Here is a 20,471-nt window from a genome sequence, read left to right as displayed (position 1 = left end):
TGTACTTGTGAATTATTGCCGGATGAAAACTGCTCATCCGGCTCGTTCAATTACTGATACACCGGCAGCAAATTAAAGCTCGATAAAATATGCACCAGTGCGTTGCCGACGCCAAACACCAGAATCAGCGCAATCATCGGCTTACCGCCCCAGACGCGGAATTTCGGGCTGCCAAAGCGTTTACGCGATGCGCGGGCCAACAGCGCCGGTACAATTGCCGCCCAGATGGTAGCTGCTAAGCCAGCATAGCCAATGGCGTACAGGAATCCATTCGGGAACAGCAGACCACCCACAACAGGCGGTGCAAAGGTCAACAATGCTGTTTTCAAGCGGCCCATAGCCGAGTCATCGAAACCAAACAGATCTGCCAGATAGTCAAACAAACCCAGCGTTACGCCAAGGAACGAACTTGCTACCGCAAAGTTTGAGAACACGACCAGCAGCAGATCCAGGCTACGGCTGTTCAGCACGCCGCTTAATGCCTGTACCAGCACATCAATGTTACCGCCCTTCTCGGCGATGCCGATAAACTCCGGACGAGGGATGTTGCCCATCGTCGCCAGCAACCAGATGGTATACAGCGCCAGCGCCATCAGCGTACCGTACACCAGGCATTTCACGATGGTTTTCGGATCTTTGCCGTAATACTTCATCAGACTCGGCACGTTACCGTGATAACCAAACGATGCCAGACAGAATGGCAGTGTCATCAGCAGATACGGCGCATAAGACGCATTGCTTTCGGCGACGTTGAACAATGTCGCAGGCTGTACATGCCCCAGCAGGCTGCCGAAGGTGAGGAAGAAAGTAATGACTTTCGCCCCCAGCACAATTGCTGTCATCCGGCTGACAGCTTTCGTACTCAACCACACCACGAACGCTACCAGCAGTGCAAAACCAAATCCAGCTGCCCGTGCAGGGACGTTTAGCGACATCTCCGCGAAGGTGTGATGCAGAATCGAACCGCTGGCAGAAATATAGGCGTAAGTCAGGATATAGAGCACAAAGGCAATGGAAATGCCGTTGACTACATTCCAGCCTTTGCCCAGCAAATCTTTGGTGATGGTGTCAAAACTAGAACCGATTCGATAATTCAGGTTAGCTTCCAGAATCATCAAGCCGGAATGCAGCATACAGAACCAGGTAAAGATCAGCGCCGCCATTGACCAAAAGAACCACGCCCCGGACATGACCACAGGCAGAGAAAACATCCCTGCGCCAATAATGGTGCCGCCGATAATCACCACGCCGCCAAGCAGCGACGGTGACGTTTGGGTGGTGGTTAGTGTTGCCATGAGGGCTTCTCTCCAGTGAAAAATAGTGCGACTGCGTTGTTATGCATTGCACTGTACCAGTACACGAGTACAAAAGACAGAAAAAAAGCCCCGATGGTACAAATCGGGGCTGTATATATTATTTTACAGATTGTGTTCGCTGTTCAGCGATGATTACGCATCACCACCGAAACGACGACGACCGGTAGAGTCATCACGACGCGGAGCGCGGCCTTCACGACGTTCGCCGCTAAAACGACGACCATCACCACGACCACCTTCACGGCGTTCACCGCTGAAGTTACGACCGCCTTCACGACCACCTTCACGACGTTCGCCACCGAAACCACGACCACCGCCACGACGCTCACCGCCAGTATGCGGCTGTGCATCGCCCAGTAACTGCATGTTCATCGGCTTGTTGAGAATGCGAGTACGCGTAAAGTGTTGCAGCACTTCACCCGGCATACCTTTCGGCAGTTCGATGGTGGAGTGAGAAGCAAACAGCTTGATGTTACCGATGTAACGGCTGCTGATGTCGCCTTCGTTAGCAATCGCGCCAACGATATGACGAACTTCAACACCATCATCGCGGCCCACTTCAATGCGGTACAGCTGCATATCGCCAACATCACGACGTTCACGACGCGGACGATCTTCACGGTCACCACGCGGGCCACGGTCGTTACGATCGCGCGGACCACGGTCATCACGGTCACGGAATTCACGTTTCGGACGCATCGGCGCATCTGGCGGAACAATCAGAGTACGTTCACCCTGTGCCATTTTCAGCAGTGCGGCGGCCAGAGTTTCGAGATCCAGCTCTTCGCCTTCGGCAGTCGGCTGAATTTTGCTCAGCAGTGCACGGTATTGATCCAGATCGCTGCTTTCCAGCTGCTGCTGTACTTTAGCGGCGAATTTTTCCAGACGACGTTTGCCCAGCAGTTCTGCGTTCGGCAGTTCAACTTCCGGAATGGTCAGCTTCATGGTGCGTTCAATGTTACGCAGCAGACGACGCTCACGGTTCTCAACGAACAGCAGCGCACGGCCAGCACGGCCCGCACGACCGGTACGACCGATACGGTGAACGTAAGACTCAGAATCCATCGGGATATCGTAGTTAACTACCAGGCTGATACGCTCAACGTCCAGGCCACGGGCCGCAACGTCGGTCGCAATCAGAATGTCCAGACGACCATCTTTCAGTCGTTCCAGTGTCTGCTCACGCAGCGCCTGGTTCATGTCACCGTTCAGCGCGGCGCTATTGTAGCCGTTACGCTCAAGAGCTTCTGCCACTTCCAGAGTCGCGTTTTTGGTACGAACGAAGATAATCGCCGCATCAAAATCTTCCGCTTCCAGGAAACGTACCAGTGCTTCGTTTTTACGCATACCCCAGACGGTCCAGTAGCTCTGGCTGATGTCAGGACGGGTAGTCACGCTGGACTGAATGCGCACTTCCTGCGGCTCTTTCATAAAGCGGCGGGTAATGCGACGAATCGCTTCCGGCATGGTTGCAGAGAACAGAGCGGTCTGATGACCTTCCGGGATCTGCGCCATAATGGTTTCAACGTCTTCGATGAAGCCCATGCGCAGCATTTCGTCAGCTTCATCCAGAACCAGACCGCTCAGTTTAGAAAGGTCCAGAGTGCCACGTTTCAGGTGATCCAGCAGACGGCCCGGAGTACCGACAACGATCTGCGGCCCCTGACGCAGGGCGCGTAATTGCACGTCATAACGCTGGCCGCCGTACAGGGCAACCACGTTTACGCCGCGCATGTGTTTAGAGAAATCCGTCATTGCCTCAGCAACCTGTACCGCCAGTTCGCGGGTCGGTGCCAACACCAGAATCTGTGGTGCTTTCAGCTCAGGATCAAGATTCTGCAGCAGAGGTAAAGAGAATGCTGCAGTTTTTCCGCTCCCCGTCTGGGCCATACCCAGAACGTCGCGGCCATTCAGCAGATGTGGAATACACTCTGCCTGAATTGGAGATGGTTTTTCGTAACCCAGATCGTTAAGGGCTTCAAGGATAGGAGCCTTCAGGCCCAGATCTGCAAAAGTGGTTTCGAATTCAGCCATGTAGTACGTGTGCCTCAAAATTAATGGCGGCCAGTCTACATAACTCATCATGAAATTGATCAGCAATTTTCATTGAAAAGTGTGAACCGGCTCAAAGTAGGTGTATTAACGAACAACAACGCCCTCACCCGTTAAGGTGATGGCAATCAAAAAAGATTACGGGCTGATGTGTACGTCAGCTATTGCTGGTCCGATTCTGCCAGGTCATCTTGGTCCTGGCCCAGGAGCGATAATTCCAACAATGCGTATCGGTGCTCAACAAAGTTATGAACGTTGTTGGCAACCGCCAGTTTGAACAGTGCCGTGGCGCTGTCCAAATCCCCCAGACTTAGGTAGTACTTACCTAAATAGAAGTTGGTTTCACTGAGATGCTCAGCGAGCGAGGTGTTATCCGTTGCGTCCGCCTTGAGCCTTTCCATTAACGTTTGTTCGCTAATGTTGCCCAGGTAGAACTCGACAATGTTCCATCCCCACTGTTCCTTATCCGATTTTTCGAAGTGCTGTTTCAACACTTCTTTAGCCTGCTTCTCATCGAGCTTCTGCTCGGCGAGATAAAGCCACAGACTACGGAAAGGATCATTGGGATCGTCTTGATAAAACGCCAGCAGATCATCTTGCGCTAACTTGTCACGACCACCGTAATATAATGCGATCCCGCGATTCAAGTGCGCGTAGTTGTAAGTTGGATCAAGCTCAAGTACAGAATCAAACGCTTCATAGGCAGCATCAAAATTGCCTGCCTGCGTTAAATATATGCCTAAGTAATTGAATACTTCAGGCATATCCGGTCGGATTGCCAGCGCCTGCGAAAAATCGTTACGCGCTAATGCCCTCAGACCGAGACTATCATACAACACTCCGCGCTCATATAAAAGCTGTGCGCGTTCGTCATCGGTTAAAGCCCGACTGGCAAGGATTTGTTCCATACGTGCCAGAATCACTTCCTGCTGTAAAGTCGGTTGCAATGGTACCGCGAGGACTTCACTTTTACGCCAGGAAGTATTACTGCATCCTGCAAGCGTAAGTGCTGTCGCAACGAAACACCAGCGCAAAAAAGGCTTCATTTCCCACTCCCGAAGACCACGGTTGAATGAACGTCCTGTTCCCGGTTGCTAACAAGGCGTCCTGCCCGGTTAAAAGCCCCCCGCCGCAGCGGAGGGCAAATGGCAACCTTACTCGCCCTGTTCAGCAGCCGGAGCTTCCGGTGCTGCAGCAGGTTGAGACTGCTCAGTCGCTTCTTTAATGCTCAGACGGATACGGCCCTGGCGATCAACTTCCAGAACTTTCACCGGTACTTCCTGACCCATCTGCAGGTAATCGGTCACTTTCTCAACGCGTTTGTCAGCGATCTGAGAGATGTGTACCAGACCTTCTTTACCGCCGCCGATGGCAACAAATGCGCCAAAGTCAACGATACGGGTCACTTTACCATTGTAGACGCGGCCCACTTCGATTTCTGCAGTGATCTCTTCGATACGACGAATAGCATGTTTCGCTTTCTCGCCGTCGGTCGCTGCGATTTTCACAGTACCGTCATCTTCGATTTCGATGGTGGTGCCAGTTTCTTCGGTCAGAGCACGGATAACAGAACCGCCTTTACCGATAACGTCTTTGATCTTGTCCGGGTTGATCTTGATGGTATGGATACGCGGAGCGAACTCAGAGATATCGCCGCGCGGCGCGTTGATCGCCTGTTCCATTACGCCCAGGATATGCAGACGCGCACCTTTAGCCTGGTTCAGTGCAACCTGCATGATCTCTTTGGTGATACCTTCAATTTTGATATCCATCTGCAATGCAGAGATACCGTCGCGGGAACCCGCAACTTTGAAGTCCATATCGCCCAGGTGATCTTCGTCGCCCAAAATGTCAGACAGTACAACGTAGTTGTCGCCTTCTTTCACCAGACCCATTGCGATACCCGCAACGGCAGCTTTGATTGGCACACCTGCGTCCATCAGCGCCAGAGACGCGCCGCACACGGAAGCCATAGAAGAAGAACCGTTGGATTCAGTGATTTCAGACACCACACGTACGGTATACGGGAATTTGTCCATATCCGGCATTACTGCCAGCACGCCGCGCTTCGCCAGACGACCGTGACCAATTTCACGACGCTTCGGAGAACCGACCATGCCGGTTTCGCCTACGGAGTACGGAGGGAAGTTGTAGTGGAACAGGAAGGTGTCGGTACGTTCGCCCATCAGTTCATCAAGAACCTGTGCGTCACGAGCGGTACCCAGCGTTGCAGTAACCAGCGCCTGAGTTTCACCACGGGTGAACAGCGCAGAACCGTGAGTACGCGGCAGCACGCCAGTACGCACATCCAGACCACGAATCATATCTTTTTCACGACCGTCGATACGCGGTTCGCCTGCCAGTACGCGGCTACGAACAACGTTTTTCTCGATAGCGTGCAGAATTTCACCCAGTTCGTTTTCGTCCAGGGTTTCATCTTCAGCAAGCAGCGTCGCGATGGTTTCAGATTTGATGACATCAACCTGCGCATAACGCTCTTGTTTGTCGGTGATGCGGTAAGCATCGCTCAGACGAGCTTCAGCCAGTGCAGCAACGCGCGCGTTCAGCGCTTCGTTTACCGGCTCCGGCTGCCAATCCCAACGCGGTTTACCGGCTTCTTTCACCAGTTCATTGATGTTCTGAATAACAACCTGCTGTTGTTCATGACCGAACACTACTGCGCCCAGCATCTGGTCTTCGCTCAGCAGTTCAGCTTCAGATTCAACCATCAGTACAGCGGCTTCAGTACCCGCAACAACCAGATCCAGTTTGCTCTCTTTCAGTTCGTCCTGAGTCGGGTTCAGTACGTACTGGTCATTGATGTAACCTACGCGGGCAGCACCAATCGGACCATTGAACGGAATACCAGACAGAGACAGTGCTGCGGAAGCACCAATCATCGCGACGATATCCGGGTTAACCTGCGGGTTAACAGAAACCACGGTGGCGATAACCTGAACTTCGTTGACGAAGCCTTCCGGGAACAGCGGGCGAATCGGGCGGTCAATCAGACGCGCGATCAGGGTTTCGCCTTCGCTTGGGCGGCCTTCACGACGGAAGAAGCTACCCGGGATACGACCAGCAGCGTAGGTACGCTCCTGATAGTTAACGGTCAGTGGGAAGAAGTCCTGACCTGGTTTGGCTTTTTTCTGGCCAACAACGGTAACGAATACCGCGGTGTCATCCATGCTAACCATAACAGCGGCAGTAGCCTGACGAGCCATCATGCCGGTTTCCAGAGTCACGGTGTGTTGGCCGTACTGGAATTTACGAACGATCGGATTAAGCAATGTAATATCCTTTCTCTTTCTTAGACAGTACCTTACGGCACTGGTGTTAATACCCGATCTTCTGCGCATCCTCGCGACTAATGACAACCCTAACCCAGCCCAATGTGGGTAAAGCCTCTCATTAGCCGCGCGAACCTCTGCAACGGAAGATCATTCATAGCAACAATACATTAGTTTCCAGTGAATTGCTGCCGTCAGCTTGAAAAAAGGGGCCACTCAGGCCCCCTTTTCTGAAACTCGCAAGAATTAGCGACGCAGACCCAGGCGCTCGATGAGCTGGGTGTAACGTGCTACGTCTTTACGTTTCAGGTAGTCGAGCAGTTTACGACGCTGAGAAACCATGCGCAGCAGACCACGACGGCTGTGGTGATCTTTTTTGTGCTCTGCAAAGTGGCCCTGCAGGTGGTTGATCTGTGCAGTCAGCAGTGCTACCTGAACTTCGGTAGAACCGGTGTCGTTTGCGTCACGACCAAACTCAGAAACGATTTTAGCTGTTGCTTCAGTACTTAGAGACATTTTAAAACTCCAAAGTATATAGAATGAAAGGACGCCGATCTCTAATTCAGCGATCCCAGTGTACGTTACGCAAAGTGTTAAACAATTTACGCGACGTTAAGCGGCAGTATTCTACTCGTAGCGACCTGTTATCGCAAGACGGTTAACATTACGCCGGGTATTCAACCACCAGGCGACGAGGCGCGACGCGGCCTTCATCGTCAATTTCGCCCATACCGATAAACTTGCCGTTCTCACCTTCAGTAACGCGAACCAGTCCTTCCAGCGGCGCACCGGATGTACGAACCGGGTTACCATTTTTGAAGTAAACAGAAGACGTTAACGGAAGATTCACCACCGGGTAGTCCGAAGCTGGACTGTCCATTGGCATCAGTAATGGATCAAGTAACTCCGCGGCTGGAATATCCTGCTGTTCGGCTTGTTCAACCAGTTCACGCAGATGTTCCAGGGTCACCATCCGTTCAACCGGATATTTACTTACCGCCAGACGACGCAGGTAAATAACATGCGCGCCACAACCGAGTTTTTCACCCAGGTCATCAATGATGGTGCGGATATAAGTGCCTTTTGAGCAGTGAATTTCCAGCTCCAGCTCATTGCCTTCGTGGCGAATAAACAGCAATTCATAAACGGTAATCGGGCGCGCTTCACGCGGAACTTCAATGCCCTGACGCGCATATTCGTACAGTTTTTTGCCCTGGTATTTCAGTGCTGAATACATCGATGGGATCTGTTCGATATCGCCACGGAAAGTATCCAGTGCCGCCGCCAGTTGCTCTGCGCTAAAGGTTACCGGACGTTCTTCAACGATTTGTCCATCGGCGTCAGACGTATCGGTACGCTGTCCAAGACGCGCAATCACCCGATAGCGTTTGTCGGAGTCCAGCAGATACTGGGAAAACTTCGTCGCTTCCCCGAGGCAAATTGGCAACATGCCAGTTGCCAGCGGGTCCAGCGCACCGGTATGCCCAGCACGGTTGGCGTTATAAATCCGTTTCACTTTTTGCAGCGCATCGTTGCTGGACATACCCTGCGGTTTATCCAGCAACAACACGCCGTTAATGTCGCGACCGCGACGACGAGGACGACTCATTAGTCCTCCTTGCTGTCGTCCGGGTTAACACGACGTTCTTCGTCATGTTTGACCACGCTGGTCACCAGGTTTGACATGCGCATCCCTTCAACCAGCGAGTTGTCGTAGAAGAAGGTCAGTTCCGGCACGATACGCAAGCGCATCGCTTTCCCCAGCAGGCTGCGGATGAAACCAGAAGCTTCCTGCAGCGCTTTGATGCCCGCTTTAACCGCGTCTTCATCTTTGTCGTTGAGGAACGTTACATATACTTTGGCATACGCCAGGTCGCGAGACATTTCGACACCGGAAACGGTGGTCATCATGCCCAGACGAGGATCTTTAATTTCACGCTGCAGGATGAGAGCGATCTCTTTTTGCATTTCCTGCGCTACGCGCTGCGGGCGACCAAATTCTTTCGCCATAATAAATTCTCCTGACAAAAAAGGGGCCATAGCCCCTTTTAAAATTAATCTCAGGTGGAAAGGGCTGTGTAGGCCTGATAAGACGCGCGAGCGTCGCATCAGGCAACGGCTGCCGGATGCGGCGTAAAAGCCTTATCCGGCCTACAACCCAGACAACCTTAAGCGATGGTACGTTGGATTTCGATGATCTCGAATACTTCGATCACATCGCCAGTGCGGACATCGTTGTAGTTCTTAACGCCGATACCACATTCCATACCATTACGGACTTCGTTAACGTCATCTTTGAAGCGGCGCAGGGACTCCAGCTCGCCTTCGTAGATAACCACGTTGTCGCGCAGAACGCGGATCGGGTTGTGACGTTTAACCACACCTTCGGTAACCATACAACCTGCGATGGCACCAAATTTCGGTGATTTGAATACGTCACGAACTTCCGCCAGACCGATAATCTGTTGTTTCAGTTCCGGAGACAGCATACCGCTCATTGCCGCTTTCACTTCGTCGATCAGGTTATAGATGACGGAGTAGTAACGCAGATCCAGGCTTTCCGCTTCAATTACTTTACGTGCAGAGGCATCAGCACGTACGTTGAAGCCAACCAGGATGGCGTTGGACGCCGCAGCCAGGGTAGCGTCGGTTTCGGTGATACCACCTACGCCAGAACCGATGATCTTCACTTTAACTTCGTCAGTAGACAGTTTCAGCAAGGAGTCGGAGATAGCTTCCACAGAACCCTGTACGTCTGCCTTCAGGACGATATTCACTTCGTGAACTTCGCCTTCGGTCATGTTGGCGAACATGTTCTCGAGTTTAGATTTCTGCTGACGCGCCAGTTTAACTTCGCGGAATTTACCCTGACGATAGAGTGCAACTTCACGCGCTTTCTTCTCGTCACGTACAACGGTAACTTCATCACCCGCAGCCGGAACGCCGGACAGGCCGAGGATTTCCACCGGAATGGACGGACCCGCTTCCAGCACTTCCTGACCCAGTTCGTTGCGCATCGCACGAACACGACCGTATTCGAAGCCACACAGAACGATATCGCCCTTGTGCAGAGTACCTTCACGTATCAGAACGGTAGCAACCGGACCACGACCTTTATCGAGGAAGGATTCGATAACCGCACCGCTCGCCATACCTTTACGTACCGCTTTCAGTTCCAGAACTTCCGCCTGCAGCAGGATAGCGTCCAGCAGTTCATCGATACCAGTACCCGCTTTCGCAGACACATGTACGAACTGGCTTTCACCGCCCCACTCTTCCGGCAGGATGCCGTACTGGGAGAGTTCGTTCTTAACGCGATCCGGATCGGCTTCTGGTTTATCGATCTTGTTCACTGCAACCACCACCGGAACCTGCGCCGCTTTCGCGTGCTGGATTGCTTCGATGGTCTGCGGCATTACGCCGTCGTCGGCAGCAACAACCAGGACTACGATGTCCGTTGCCTGCGCACCACGAGCACGCATTGAAGTAAACGCGGCGTGCCCCGGGGTGTCCAGGAAGGTGATCATGCCGTTTTCAGTTTCAACGTGGTATGCACCAATGTGCTGGGTAATGCCGCCCGCTTCGCCAGAGGCCACTTTCGTTGAACGAATGTAGTCCAGTAGAGAGGTTTTACCGTGGTCAACGTGACCCATGATGGTCACAACCGGCGCGCGCGGTTCAGCCGCTGCACCCGTGTCACGGTCGCTCATTACCGCTTCTTCCAGCTCGTTTTCACGACGCAGGATAACTTTGTGGCCCATCTCTTCAGCAACCAGCTGTGCGGTTTCCTGATCGATAACCTGGTTGATGGTTGCCATTGCGCCCAGTTTCATCATCGCTTTGATGACCTGAGAGCCTTTAACCGCCATCTTGTTCGCCAGTTCGCCAACGGTGATAGTTTCGCCGATCACAACGTCACGGTTAACGGCCTGAGCAGGCTTCTGGAAGCCTTGCTGCAGCGAAGAACCTTTACGTTTTCCGCCTTTACCGCCACGTACTGCTGCGCGTGCTTCTTCACGATCAGCTTTTGATTCAGCGTGTTTGTTGCCTTTCTTCGGACGCGCAGCTTTCGCGTTACGACCACGGCCACGGCCGCCTTCGACTTCACGATCGCTTTCGTCTTCTGCCTGGCGAGCATGTTGAGAAGTAGTGACGTGATAATCGCTGGAATCTTCAGTCGGTTCCGCGTTATCAGTCCATTTGTTTTCTTCCGCCATACGACGTGCTTCTTCAGCAACGCGACGTGCTTCTTCTTCGAGTTTACGACGCGCTTCTTCTTCGGCTTTACGCTTGAGCTCTGCAGCTTCCTGCTCACGGCGGGCTTTTTCAGCCTGGGCGTTTTTAGTCATATCGTCTTGTTGATTGCTCACTTTGTCTTTTTCCGCAGCTTCACGTTTCGCTTGTTCAGCAGCTTCACGCTTAGCTTGTTCTGCGGCCTCACGTTCAGCTTTTTGTTGCGCCTCACGTTTGGCCGATTCTTCTGCCTCACGACGGGCTTGCTCTTCCGCTTCACGCTGCGCTTGCTCTTCCGCAGCAAGGCGTTCAGCCTCTTGCGGATCGCGTTTCACAAAGGTGCGTTTCTTGCGGACTTCGATTTGTACCGATTTGCTTTTTCCACCGGTACCAGGAATGTTAAGGGTGCTGCGTGTTTTACGTTGCAGCGTCAATTTGTCCGGGCCTGAATTTTTCTGATTCAGGTGGTCAATCAAAGTCTGTTTCTCTTGTGCGGACACAGAGTCGTCAGCAGACTTCCGGATACCTGCATCAGCAAATTGCTGTACCAGGCGTTCCACGGAGGTCTGTCGCTCTGCGGCCAGCGTTTTAATCGTTACATCTGTCATGCTGTTCCTTCCTGCTACAGTTTATTACGCTTCGTCACCGAACCAGCAAATATTACGGGCAGCCATAATCAGTGCTCCGGCTTTTTCGTCGGTCAACCCTTCGATATCAGCCAGATCATCAATGCCCTGTTCGGCGAGATCTTCCAGCGTACAAACGCCACGGGCGGCCAGTTTGAATGCCAAATCACGATCTATCCCTTCAAGGTTCAGCAGATCGTCAGCCGGTTTGTTATCACCGAGGCTTTCTTCCTGGGCCTGTGCAATGGTGGCCAGTGCATTTTTAGCACGCTCGCGCAGTGCTTCAACGGTCGGCTCATCAAGGCCTTCGATTTCCAACAGCTCTTTCATCGGCACATAGGCCAGTTCTTCCAGCGTCGAGAAGCCTTCTTCTACCAGAACAGTCGCAAAGTCTTCGTCGATGTCGAGATATTTGGTGAAGGTGTCGATCGCTGCGTGCGCTTCCGCCTGATGCTTAGCCTGCAGGTCGTCAACGGTCATCACGTTGAGTTCCCAACCGCTCAGCTGCGAAGCCAGACGCACGTTCTGACCGTTACGGCCAATCGCCTGCGCCAGGTTACCGGCTTCAACGGCGATATCCATGGTGTGTTTATCTTCATCCACCACGATAGAAGCAACGTCTGCCGGTGCCATTGCGTTAATCACGAACTGCGCCGGGTTATCATCCCACAGGACGATATCGATACGCTCGCCGCCCAGTTCAGTAGAAACCGCCTGAACACGCGCGCCACGCATACCTACGCAAGCACCTACCGGATCGATACGTTTATCGTTGGTTTTCACCGCGATTTTCGCACGAGAACCCGGATCGCGAGCCGCTGCTTTAATTTCAATCACTTCTTCGCCGATTTCCGGCACTTCAATACGGAACAGTTCGATCAGCATTTCCGGCTTGGAACGAGTGACGAACAGTTGCGCACCACGCGCTTCCGGGCGAACGGAATAGAGCACGCCACGAACACGGTCGCCAGGGCGGAAGTTTTCACGCGGCAGCATATCTTCGCGCAGGATCACGGCTTCAGCGTTGTTGCCCAGATCCAGAGAGATGTTGTCGCGGTTTACTTTTTTCACCACGCCGGTGATGATTTCACCTTCGTGTTCACGGAACTGATCAACCACCATAGCACGTTCGGCTTCACGCACTTTCTGCACGATAACCTGTTTTGCCGTCTGGGTGGTGATACGGTCAAAGGTAACAGACTCAATCTGATCTTCAACGTAATCGCCCAGGTTCAGGCTTTCATCTTCATAACGTGCGGCTTCAAGGGTGATTTCCTTGGTCGGCTGGGTGACTTCATCAACAACTAACCAGCGACGGAAGGTGTCAAAATCACCGCTTTTGCGATCGATCTGTACGCGGACGTCGATCTCTTGTTCATATTTTTTCTTTGTTGCTGTCGCCAGCGCGCTTTCCAATGCTTCGAAAATCTTCTCGCGAGGTAGCGCCTTTTCATTGGATACGGCTTCAACTACAGCCAAAATTTCTTTGTTCATCGCGGGCTTTTCACCTCATCCAGACTATTAAAAGTGGGGAACCAGGTTCGCCTTCTGGATATTACTCAGCGCGAACACTTCATCTTTACCTTCGACGGTAACTGTGATCATTTCACCGTCTACCGCTTTGATAACGCCCTGCCATTTACGACGGTTTTGTACCGCCATGCGGAGAACCAGAGTCACCTCTTCTCCGACGAAACGGGCGTAGTGTTCAGCCGTGAACAGTGGGCGATCGAGACCCGGTGAGGAGACTTCCAGGTTATAAGCAACGGTGATGGGATCTTCAACATCCAGCACAGCACTTACCTGGTGGCTCACATCAGCACAATCATCAACATTGATGCCATCTTCACTATCAATATAGATGCGCAGTGTGGATGTGCGACCGCGAATAAATTCGATGCCAACCAGTTCAAAACCCAGGGCCTCAACTGGCGCAGTAATCATCTCTGTTAATTTTTGCTCTAATGTGGACAAGCCCACCCCCAAGACATAAAAAAAGGGCCTAAAGCCCAGTTATTCTGTAGTCAGATAACAAAAAACCCCGATAAATCGGGGCTTTATATAACTGAACCCTATAACCGCAACTGCGGTCTGGAGCACTTTCCAGAAGGATTTTTTCAAATCCCACTACGAAGGCCGAAGTCTTCACAGTATATTTGAAAAAGGACTCTAAGGGAAAGTGGTTGCGGGGGCCGGATTTGAACCGACGACCTTCGGGTTATGAGCCCGACGAGCTACCAGGCTGCTCCACCCCGCGCCTGAAACGTGGCAAATTCTACTCGTTTTGGGTAAAAAATGCAAATACTGCTGGGATTTGGTGTACCGAGACGGGACGTAAAATCTGTAAGCATTATAGTGATCCATGCCACATTTTGTCAACGTTTATTGCTAATCACGTGAATGAATATCCAGTTCACTTTCATTTGTTGAATACTTTTGCCTTCTCCTGCTCTCCCTTAAGCGCATTATTTTACAAAAAACACACTAAACTCTTCCTGTCTCCGATAAAAGATGATTAAATGAAAACTCATTTATTTTGCATAAAAATTCAGTGAGAGCGGAATTCCAGGCTCATCATCAGTTAATTAAGCAGGGTGTTATTTTATGACGACGATTCTCAAGCATCTCCCGGTAGGTCAACGTATTGGTATCGCTTTTTCCGGCGGTCTGGACACCAGTGCCGCACTGCTGTGGATGCGACAAAAGGGAGCGGTTCCTTATGCATATACTGCAAATCTGGGCCAGCCAGACGAAGAGGATTATGATGCGATCCCTCGTCGTGCCATGGAATACGGCGCGGAGAACGCACGTCTGATCGACTGCCGCAAACAACTGGTGGCCGAAGGTATTGCCGCTATTCAGTGTGGCGCATTTCATAACACCACTGGCGGCCTGACCTATTTCAACACGACGCCGCTGGGCCGCGCCGTGACTGGCACCATGCTGGTTGCTGCCATGAAAGAAGATGGCGTGAATATCTGGGGTGACGGCAGCACCTATAAAGGAAACGATATCGAACGTTTCTATCGTTACGGTCTGCTGACCAATGCTGAACTGCAGATTTACAAACCGTGGCTTGATACTGACTTTATTGATGAACTGGGCGGTCGTCATGAAATGTCTGAATTTATGATTGCCTGCGGTTTCGACTACAAAATGTCTGTCGAAAAAGCCTACTCCACGGACTCCAACATGCTTGGTGCAACGCATGAAGCAAAGGATCTGGAATACCTCAACTCCAGCGTCAAAATCGTCAACCCGATTATGGGCGTGAAGTTCTGGGATGAGAGCGTGAAGATCCCGGCAGAAGAAGTCACAGTACGCTTTGAGCAAGGTCATCCGGTGGCGCTGAACGGTAAAACCTTTAGCGACGACGTAGAAATGATGCTGGAAGCTAACCGCATCGGCGGTCGTCACGGCCTGGGCATGAGCGACCAGATTGAAAACCGTATCATCGAAGCGAAAAGCCGTGGTATTTACGAGGCTCCGGGGATGGCACTGCTGCACATTGCGTATGAACGTCTGTTGACCGGTATTCACAACGAAGACACCATTGAGCAGTATCATGCGCATGGACGTCAATTGGGCCGTCTGCTGTACCAGGGGCGTTGGTTTGACTCCCAGGCGCTGATGCTGCGTGACTCTCTGCAACGCTGGGTTGCCAGCCAAATCACTGGTGAAGTTACCCTGGAGCTGCGCCGTGGGAACGATTATTCAATCCTGAATACCGTCTCAGAGAACCTGACCTACAAGCCAGAGCGTCTGACGATGGAAAAAGGCGACTCGGTGTTCTCACCAGATGATCGTATTGGTCAATTGACCATGCGTAACCTGGATATCACCGATACCCGCGAGAAACTTTTCGGTTATGCCAAAACTGGCCTGCTCTCCTCCTCTGCCGCTTCGGGCGTGCCGCAGGTGGAGAATCTGGAAAATAAAGGCCAGTAATTCGACATCAACCCTGCCCTTCAGGGGTGGGGTTACCTTGCTTATCCTCAGTAAACTCCTTTCTTAGCATCACAAAATCGAAAACATCATGGTTTGCATCTACAACCCGTGAGTCTCCTTTATAGTGTGCAATCACTTCCTCCAGCGTTTGCGGCTGTTCCGGCTTTGTTACCCCCATCCACGCATTAATAAGGTAATTATTGTACGCAGTGGAAAAGATATCGTTTTCCGTTGTACGATCAACGCCATCCCCAAGAACGGGGCTATACCAGATAAACATCGGGACATGATATGCCTGCTGGCTGGCCTCCCTGCCTCCATGAAAATAGACGTTCTTCTTCGTAGGGTCGCGTTCCAAGCCGTGATCGGCAAAATACATGACCGAGGCGCGGCGATCTTTTAATAATTCAAAAACCTGACCTAGCAAACTATCTGTGTAATGAATGGAGTTGTCATAGCAGGCATCCTGATCGTCCTGCGGTTGAAACACGGCGCTGGATTGCGGATAGGCGCTACAAGCCGGTTCATGGCTTCCATTTAAATGAAGAACAATCAATTTCTTTTGCTGCGTCTTTTGCTGTAACGCTTGCGATAAATGCGGCAACAACAATTCATCAAATCCTCTGACATAGACTGTTTCCATGGCGCGCATGGCGATACTGGTAACTGCTGTACCATTCTGCCGAAAAGCGGATTGCGAGCTTAGCCAGAAAGTCTGAAATCCTGCTTGATTAGCCATATTAATAATGTTGTCGGGGTAATTATGAATGTCATGACTCAAAACGGAATCAGCAGTTAAAGAAAGGGGAACCGACAGCGCAGTGTAAGGTGCACCGCTTATTGCTTGATTAAACAGTTTGATCTGTTTTCTTTGTGCTTCGACTTGCGGTGTCGTAGAGCGTGTATATCCATACAAAGACATATTGTCGACGCGTACAGACTCCCCCACAATCAACACGTAGGTATCAATACCTGTATCCCTGACTGATAATTGAAAATACGGCACCGTGTTTGCAATTGAGAGTAATCTTTGATGCTCTTTCGCTGCTAAAGCAAAATAATTGAGATTGAAAAACGGTGTATAGGTAGCAAATCGCGACGCTAGTATATATGGACTGAACGCTTTTTTATTTTTTGCATCTTTATAAGCAAATTGACAAGCGGAAAATAAACTGCCCGAAATGACAATCAGCAATAATATTCCTGTCACTTTTTTCGTCGGCAAGGAAACATCATATTTTATTATTACTGCCAAAAAAAGAAGGGATAAAAAGGCAAAAGCACATAGATAAGGGATATACATCCCCAGCATTTTGACAACTTCATCCGGATCACTCTGCAGCACACTAATCGCAAATCCATCATTGAAAGTTGTACCAAAGGTACACCATGAATAGAGGCTAATACTCATGTCTGCCGCTGTCAGTAACACAAATGGTGCGGCAACAAGCAGGCGAAGCGGAAGGGATGATATACGTTTAACAACCAGGATGGTCAGAACGAAGAACAGCAATCGCTGAACCATATGCGCTCCGGAAGAGGCGACTAAGTTCGTAATACCAAAAACAATAACACAAAGATACAACAACCAATGAGATTTAAAACTTCTAACAAATTTGTTGAATACTGTCATCCAGAAATCCAAGTTCACAACCAATATAAACAATTATCAACAATGTTCAATTTTATATCAGACATGTTTTTCAACTCTGATCCATATCAGACCGAAACACTGTTAGTTTTTTCTTTTTAAATGATGCGGCCATTGTTCTCAGTAATTAAATAACATTATCAATGCGTCTCTAAACATTACGCAGAACGTAGCCATCAGTAGTTATACTGACAGGAGCAGGATGGTTTATCGAGAAGTAAACATATCCGTATTCGTACCGGAACTGGAGTTGACACAATAAAGTGCCAATTATGTCAGCAGAAGGGAAAAGTTTATAACTAAGGCGTACCGATACCATCGTTTCAAAGTACCAGCTACGAGTAAAGCAACTGGACGAGATACAGATACCTGACAACCATTCCTCAGACCAGGACCAAAACGAAAAAAGACGCTTTTCAGCGTCTCTTTTCTGGAATTTGGTACCGAGGACGGGACTTGAACCCGTAAGCCCTATTGGGCACTACCACCTCAAGGTAGCGTGTCTACCAATTCCACCACCTCGGCACGGATACTACTTTTTAGTTCGGGATATCGCTGGTCGGCTTAGCCGGAGCAGCTGGCTGAGTTTGTTCGGTTTTCGCCGGCGCACTCAGGTTTTCCCATTCGCTACCTTTATTGGTTTTATTGCTATTGATGTTACCCAGCACCAGACTGATGATGAAGAATAACGTTGCCAGCAGCGCCGTCATGCGGGTCATGAAGTTACCAGAACCACTTGAACCAAACAGCGTAGCGGAAGCGCCTGCTCCGAAGGAGGCTCCCATATCAGCGCCTTTACCTTGCTGCAGCATGATCAGACCAACAAGGCCAATTGCCACAATAAGGAAAACTACTAAAAGAGCTTCGTACATAATCAACCTGTTCCTTGCGGAGTTGCCGCGTACCAATGCTTCAACCAATAAAGCGGGAGTTTTTAATCTTTCCCACTGAAGCGGGTGTGAATACTAACCAAAGCGAATGACCTTCGCAAGGGCAATTTTATCGCATTGTATCAACTGCGGAAAAAAACAGCAAAACCGATGTGTTCGCTGAGAAAAAAGGCGACAATCGCCGCCTTTTTAGCCAGCCATTTATCGTTTTAAACGGCTTTTACTGCATCGGCGATGCGGTGTGCAAATTCAGTCACCTGCGCTTCGTCTTCGCCTTCCACCATCACGCGAATTAACGGTTCGGTGCCGGATTTACGCAACAGCACACGTCCACGGCTACCCAGCGCCGCTTCAACTTCTGCGGTCACAGCTTTGACTGATTCATGCTCCAGCGGATCGCCGCTACCTGCGGTGTAACGCACGTTAACCAGAATCTGCGGGAACATTTTCATGCCGCTGCAAAGATCGTGCAGGCTCATATGGTTACGCGCCATCGCCGCCAGCACCTGCAAGCCAGCAACGATACCGTCACCGGTAGTGGTTTTATCCAGCAGGATCACATGACCGGAATTCTCTGCACCGATACGCCAGCCTTTCTCCTGCATTTTTTCCAGTACGTAGCGGTCACCCACTTTCGCGCGCGCAAATGGAATTCCTAACTGTTTCAGCGCCAGTTCAAGCCCCATGTTGCTCATCAATGTACCCACAGCGCCACCACGCAGCTGGCCCTGACGAAGACCTTCACGCGCGATGATATACATGATCTGATCGCCATCGACTTTATTGCCTTCATGGTCAACCATAATCACGCGATCGCCGTCGCCGTCAAAGGCAATACCGAGATCCGCTTTTTCAGCCAGCACACGAGCCTGGAGCGCGCGAACGTCGGTAGCCCCCACTTCGGCATTGATGTTTACACCGTTCGGCTCACAACCGATAGCGATAACGTTCGCCCCCAGTTCACGCAGCACGTTCGGCGCGATGTGATAAGTCGCACCGTTTGCACAATCCACCACAATCTTCAGTTCACTGAGGCTAAGTTCGTTCGGGAACGTGGCTTTGCAAAACTCGATATAGCGACCCGCAGCATCAACGATACGGCTGGCTTTACCCAGTTCTGCCGAATCAACGCAGCTGATCTCTTTTTCCATTTCCGCTTCGATGGCCTCTTCAACTGCATCCGGCAGTTTGGTGCCGTCGATAGAGAAAAATTTAATGCCATTATCGTAGAACGGGTTATGCGATGCAGATATCACAATCCCAGCCTCTGCGCGGAAAGTCCGCGTCAGATAAGCCACGGCCGGTGTTGGCATCGGGCCAGTGAAGAGCGCGGAAAGACCGGCAGCCGCCAGACCCGCTTCCAGTGCTGACTCCAGCATATAGCCAGAAATACGCGTGTCTTTACCAATAATGATCTTACGGGAGCCGTGGCGCGCCAACACTTTACCCGCGGCCCAACCCAGCTTAAGCACAAAATCAGGTGTGATCGGCGCATCCCCTACACGACCACGAATCCCATCGGTACCGAAATATTTACGATTACTCATAGCGTTTGTTTTCCTTTGCAGACAGAGTGGCTTCCACCACCCGCATCGCTTCTACGGTTTCTTTGACGTCATGAACACGAATGATGTGCGCGCCTTGCATTGCGGCAATGACCGCACAGGCCAGACTACCGCTCAGGCGCTCGGACGGCCCCACGTTCAGCAGCTGCCCAATCATCGATTTTCGTGACATACCCACCAACAGCGGCAGGTTGAAATGGTGAAATTCAGCCAGGCGCGCCAGTAATGAATAGTTATGGGAGAGATTTTTACCGAAACCGAATCCGGGGTCGAGCAACAATTTCTCTTTTGCGATACCCGCCTGCTCGCAACGTGCTATTTGCTCAATAAAGTAGCGATTCACTTCTGCAAAGACATCGTCATACTTCGGGGCTTCCTGCATAGTTTTTGGATTTCCCTGCATATGCATCAGACAAACCGGTAAACCGGTTTCTGCAGCCGCCTCCAGAGCGCCAGGTTCGGAAAGGGAGCGGATATCGTTAATAATGTGAGCGCCAACTTTCGCTGACTCACGGATGACTTCTGGTTTGGATGTATCTACCGAGATCCAGACTTCGAAGCGTTGAGCAATTGCCTCAACCACAGGAATAACACGTTGTAACTCTTCTTCAACGCTAACTTCCGCCGCCCCTGGACGTGTGGACTCGCCACCAACGTCAATGATCGTCGCGCCAGCGTTGATCATCAGATTCGCATGTTTCACCGCATCTATCAGCGAGTTATGCGTGCCACCATCCGAAAAGGAATCAGGCGTGACGTTGAGGATCCCCATTACGTGAGGATGGCTAAGGTCCAGTGAAGTACCCTGGGCAAAGAGTTTCATAATGTTATCCCTGGTATGAATTGATAAGAAAAAACCCCGGAGCACGCCCCGGGGTTTTTGGTACAAATACAGTCATC

General features: G+C 51.1%; 16 protein-coding genes and 2 tRNA genes. 1 reads left to right on the top strand and 17 read right to left on the bottom strand.

What is annotated here, in order from left to right:
- Nucleotides 1-50: 50 nt before the first annotated feature.
- The 12 genes from mtr to ACJHX3_RS02815 form a co-directional block, all read right to left on the bottom strand.
- A complete protein-coding gene (mtr, locus tag ACJHX3_RS02870) occupies nucleotides 51-1,295 on the bottom strand; it encodes a tryptophan permease (protein WP_000224345.1) in 1,245 nt (414 codons plus the stop codon).
- A gap of 153 nt (nucleotides 1,296-1,448) precedes the next feature.
- On the bottom strand, nucleotides 1,449-3,350 hold the full coding sequence (gene deaD, locus ACJHX3_RS02865; protein ID WP_001306022.1) for an ATP-dependent RNA helicase DeaD: 1,902 nt from the start codon (nucleotides 3,348-3,350) through the stop codon (nucleotides 1,449-1,451).
- Nucleotides 3,343-3,423, bottom strand: a complete 81-nt coding sequence (gene yrbN, locus ACJHX3_RS02860; protein ID WP_010723222.1) for a protein YrbN — start codon at nucleotides 3,421-3,423, stop codon at nucleotides 3,343-3,345. The genes deaD and yrbN overlap by 8 nt, the downstream gene beginning before the upstream one ends.
- Before the next feature lie 106 nt (nucleotides 3,424-3,529).
- Nucleotides 3,530-4,414 carry a lipoprotein NlpI gene (nlpI, locus tag ACJHX3_RS02855; protein WP_000802080.1) on the bottom strand — a complete coding sequence of 295 codons (885 nt, stop codon included), beginning with the start codon at nucleotides 4,412-4,414 and terminating at the stop codon, nucleotides 3,530-3,532.
- Nucleotides 4,415-4,522: 108 nt separating this feature from the next.
- Entirely contained in the window at nucleotides 4,523-6,658 is a 2,136-nt protein-coding gene (gene pnp, locus ACJHX3_RS02850) for a polyribonucleotide nucleotidyltransferase (protein ID WP_001298330.1), read from the bottom strand.
- A gap of 246 nt (nucleotides 6,659-6,904) precedes the next feature.
- Nucleotides 6,905-7,174: a 30S ribosomal protein S15 gene (gene rpsO, locus ACJHX3_RS02845; protein WP_000059466.1), complete on the bottom strand. Its 270-nt coding sequence runs from the start codon at nucleotides 7,172-7,174 to the stop codon at nucleotides 6,905-6,907.
- Between the two features lie 148 nt (nucleotides 7,175-7,322).
- The gene (truB, locus tag ACJHX3_RS02840; protein WP_000089698.1) at nucleotides 7,323-8,267 is read right to left on the bottom strand and encodes a tRNA pseudouridine(55) synthase TruB; all 945 of its coding nucleotides are present in this window, start codon (nucleotides 8,265-8,267) and stop codon (nucleotides 7,323-7,325) included.
- Nucleotides 8,267-8,668, bottom strand: a complete 402-nt coding sequence (gene rbfA, locus ACJHX3_RS02835) for a 30S ribosome-binding factor RbfA (protein ID WP_001040205.1) — start codon at nucleotides 8,666-8,668, stop codon at nucleotides 8,267-8,269. The genes truB and rbfA overlap by 1 nt, the downstream gene beginning before the upstream one ends.
- 158 nt (nucleotides 8,669-8,826) lie before the next feature.
- Nucleotides 8,827-11,499 carry a translation initiation factor IF-2 gene (gene infB, locus ACJHX3_RS02830; protein WP_094308702.1) on the bottom strand — a complete coding sequence of 891 codons (2,673 nt, stop codon included), beginning with the start codon at nucleotides 11,497-11,499 and terminating at the stop codon, nucleotides 8,827-8,829.
- Nucleotides 11,500-11,523: 24 nt separating this feature from the next.
- Nucleotides 11,524-13,011, bottom strand: a complete 1,488-nt coding sequence (gene nusA / locus ACJHX3_RS02825) for a transcription termination factor NusA (RefSeq protein WP_001031055.1) — start codon at nucleotides 13,009-13,011, stop codon at nucleotides 11,524-11,526.
- Nucleotides 13,012-13,038: 27 nt separating this feature from the next.
- Nucleotides 13,039-13,491 carry a ribosome maturation factor RimP gene (gene rimP, locus ACJHX3_RS02820; RefSeq protein ID WP_001300397.1) on the bottom strand — a complete coding sequence of 151 codons (453 nt, stop codon included), beginning with the start codon at nucleotides 13,489-13,491 and terminating at the stop codon, nucleotides 13,039-13,041.
- A 206-nt stretch (nucleotides 13,492-13,697) separates the two neighbouring features.
- Nucleotides 13,698-13,774, bottom strand: a tRNA-Met gene (locus ACJHX3_RS02815).
- Nucleotides 13,775-14,121: 347 nt separating this feature from the next.
- Between ACJHX3_RS02815 and argG the strand changes: the two genes are divergently transcribed.
- Nucleotides 14,122-15,465 (top strand): argininosuccinate synthase, encoded by a 1,344-nt coding sequence (gene argG / locus ACJHX3_RS02810; RefSeq protein ID WP_000207680.1) that lies wholly within the window; start codon nucleotides 14,122-14,124, stop codon nucleotides 15,463-15,465.
- A 7-nt stretch (nucleotides 15,466-15,472) separates the two neighbouring features.
- Here argG and ACJHX3_RS02805 read toward each other — a convergent pair whose 3' ends face one another.
- The 5 genes from ACJHX3_RS02805 to folP form a co-directional block, all read right to left on the bottom strand.
- Nucleotides 15,473-17,098 carry a phosphoethanolamine transferase gene (locus tag ACJHX3_RS02805; RefSeq protein ID WP_001469259.1) on the bottom strand — a complete coding sequence of 542 codons (1,626 nt, stop codon included), beginning with the start codon at nucleotides 17,096-17,098 and terminating at the stop codon, nucleotides 15,473-15,475.
- 456 nt (nucleotides 17,099-17,554) lie between these two features.
- A tRNA-Leu gene (locus ACJHX3_RS02800) sits at nucleotides 17,555-17,641 on the bottom strand.
- Nucleotides 17,642-17,655: 14 nt separating this feature from the next.
- Nucleotides 17,656-17,988 (bottom strand): preprotein translocase subunit SecG, encoded by a 333-nt coding sequence (secG, locus tag ACJHX3_RS02795; protein WP_001295556.1) that lies wholly within the window; start codon nucleotides 17,986-17,988, stop codon nucleotides 17,656-17,658.
- Between the two features lie 227 nt (nucleotides 17,989-18,215).
- Nucleotides 18,216-19,553 (bottom strand): phosphoglucosamine mutase, encoded by a 1,338-nt coding sequence (gene glmM / locus ACJHX3_RS02790; protein WP_000071137.1) that lies wholly within the window; start codon nucleotides 19,551-19,553, stop codon nucleotides 18,216-18,218.
- On the bottom strand, nucleotides 19,546-20,394 hold the full coding sequence (folP, locus tag ACJHX3_RS02785) for a dihydropteroate synthase (protein ID WP_000764731.1): 849 nt from the start codon (nucleotides 20,392-20,394) through the stop codon (nucleotides 19,546-19,548). Before folP ends, glmM begins: the two co-directional genes overlap by 8 nt.
- Nucleotides 20,395-20,471 lie beyond the last annotated feature (77 nt).

This window comes from Escherichia sp. WS1265 (genome assembly GCF_046487585.1).
Lineage (GTDB): Bacteria > Pseudomonadota > Gammaproteobacteria > Enterobacterales > Enterobacteriaceae > Escherichia > Escherichia coli.
Note: the sequence above shows the minus strand (reverse complement) of the source record. Positions and strands in the feature narration are given on the sequence as shown.

Bases quoted from the DNA above. Each gene is read 5' to 3' on its own strand.
- mtr (WP_000224345.1), bottom strand. From the start codon at position 1,295: ATGGCAACACTAACCACCACCCAAACGTCACCGTCGCTGCTTGGCGGC.
- deaD (WP_001306022.1), bottom strand. From the start codon at position 3,350: ATGGCTGAATTCGAAACCACTTTTGCAGATCTGGGCCTGAAGGCTCCT.
- yrbN (WP_010723222.1), bottom strand. From the start codon at position 3,423: ATGAAAATTGCTGATCAATTTCATGATGAGTTATGTAGACTGGCCGCC.
- nlpI (WP_000802080.1), bottom strand. From the start codon at position 4,414: ATGAAGCCTTTTTTGCGCTGGTGTTTCGTTGCGACAGCACTTACGCTT.
- rpsO (WP_000059466.1), bottom strand. From the start codon at position 7,174: ATGTCTCTAAGTACTGAAGCAACAGCTAAAATCGTTTCTGAGTTTGGT.
- truB (WP_000089698.1), bottom strand. From the start codon at position 8,267: ATGAGTCGTCCTCGTCGTCGCGGTCGCGACATTAACGGCGTGTTGTTG.
- rbfA (WP_001040205.1), bottom strand. From the start codon at position 8,668: ATGGCGAAAGAATTTGGTCGCCCGCAGCGCGTAGCGCAGGAAATGCAA.
- infB (WP_094308702.1), bottom strand. From the start codon at position 11,499: ATGACAGATGTAACGATTAAAACGCTGGCCGCAGAGCGACAGACCTCC.
- nusA (WP_001031055.1), bottom strand. From the start codon at position 13,011: ATGAACAAAGAAATTTTGGCTGTAGTTGAAGCCGTATCCAATGAAAAG.
- argG (WP_000207680.1), top strand. From the start codon at position 14,122: ATGACGACGATTCTCAAGCATCTCCCGGTAGGTCAACGTATTGGTATC.
- ACJHX3_RS02805 (WP_001469259.1), bottom strand. From the start codon at position 17,098: ATGACAGTATTCAACAAATTTGTTAGAAGTTTTAAATCTCATTGGTTG.
- secG (WP_001295556.1), bottom strand. From the start codon at position 17,988: ATGTACGAAGCTCTTTTAGTAGTTTTCCTTATTGTGGCAATTGGCCTT.
- glmM (WP_000071137.1), bottom strand. From the start codon at position 19,553: ATGAGTAATCGTAAATATTTCGGTACCGATGGGATTCGTGGTCGTGTA.
- folP (WP_000764731.1), bottom strand. From the start codon at position 20,394: ATGAAACTCTTTGCCCAGGGTACTTCACTGGACCTTAGCCATCCTCAC.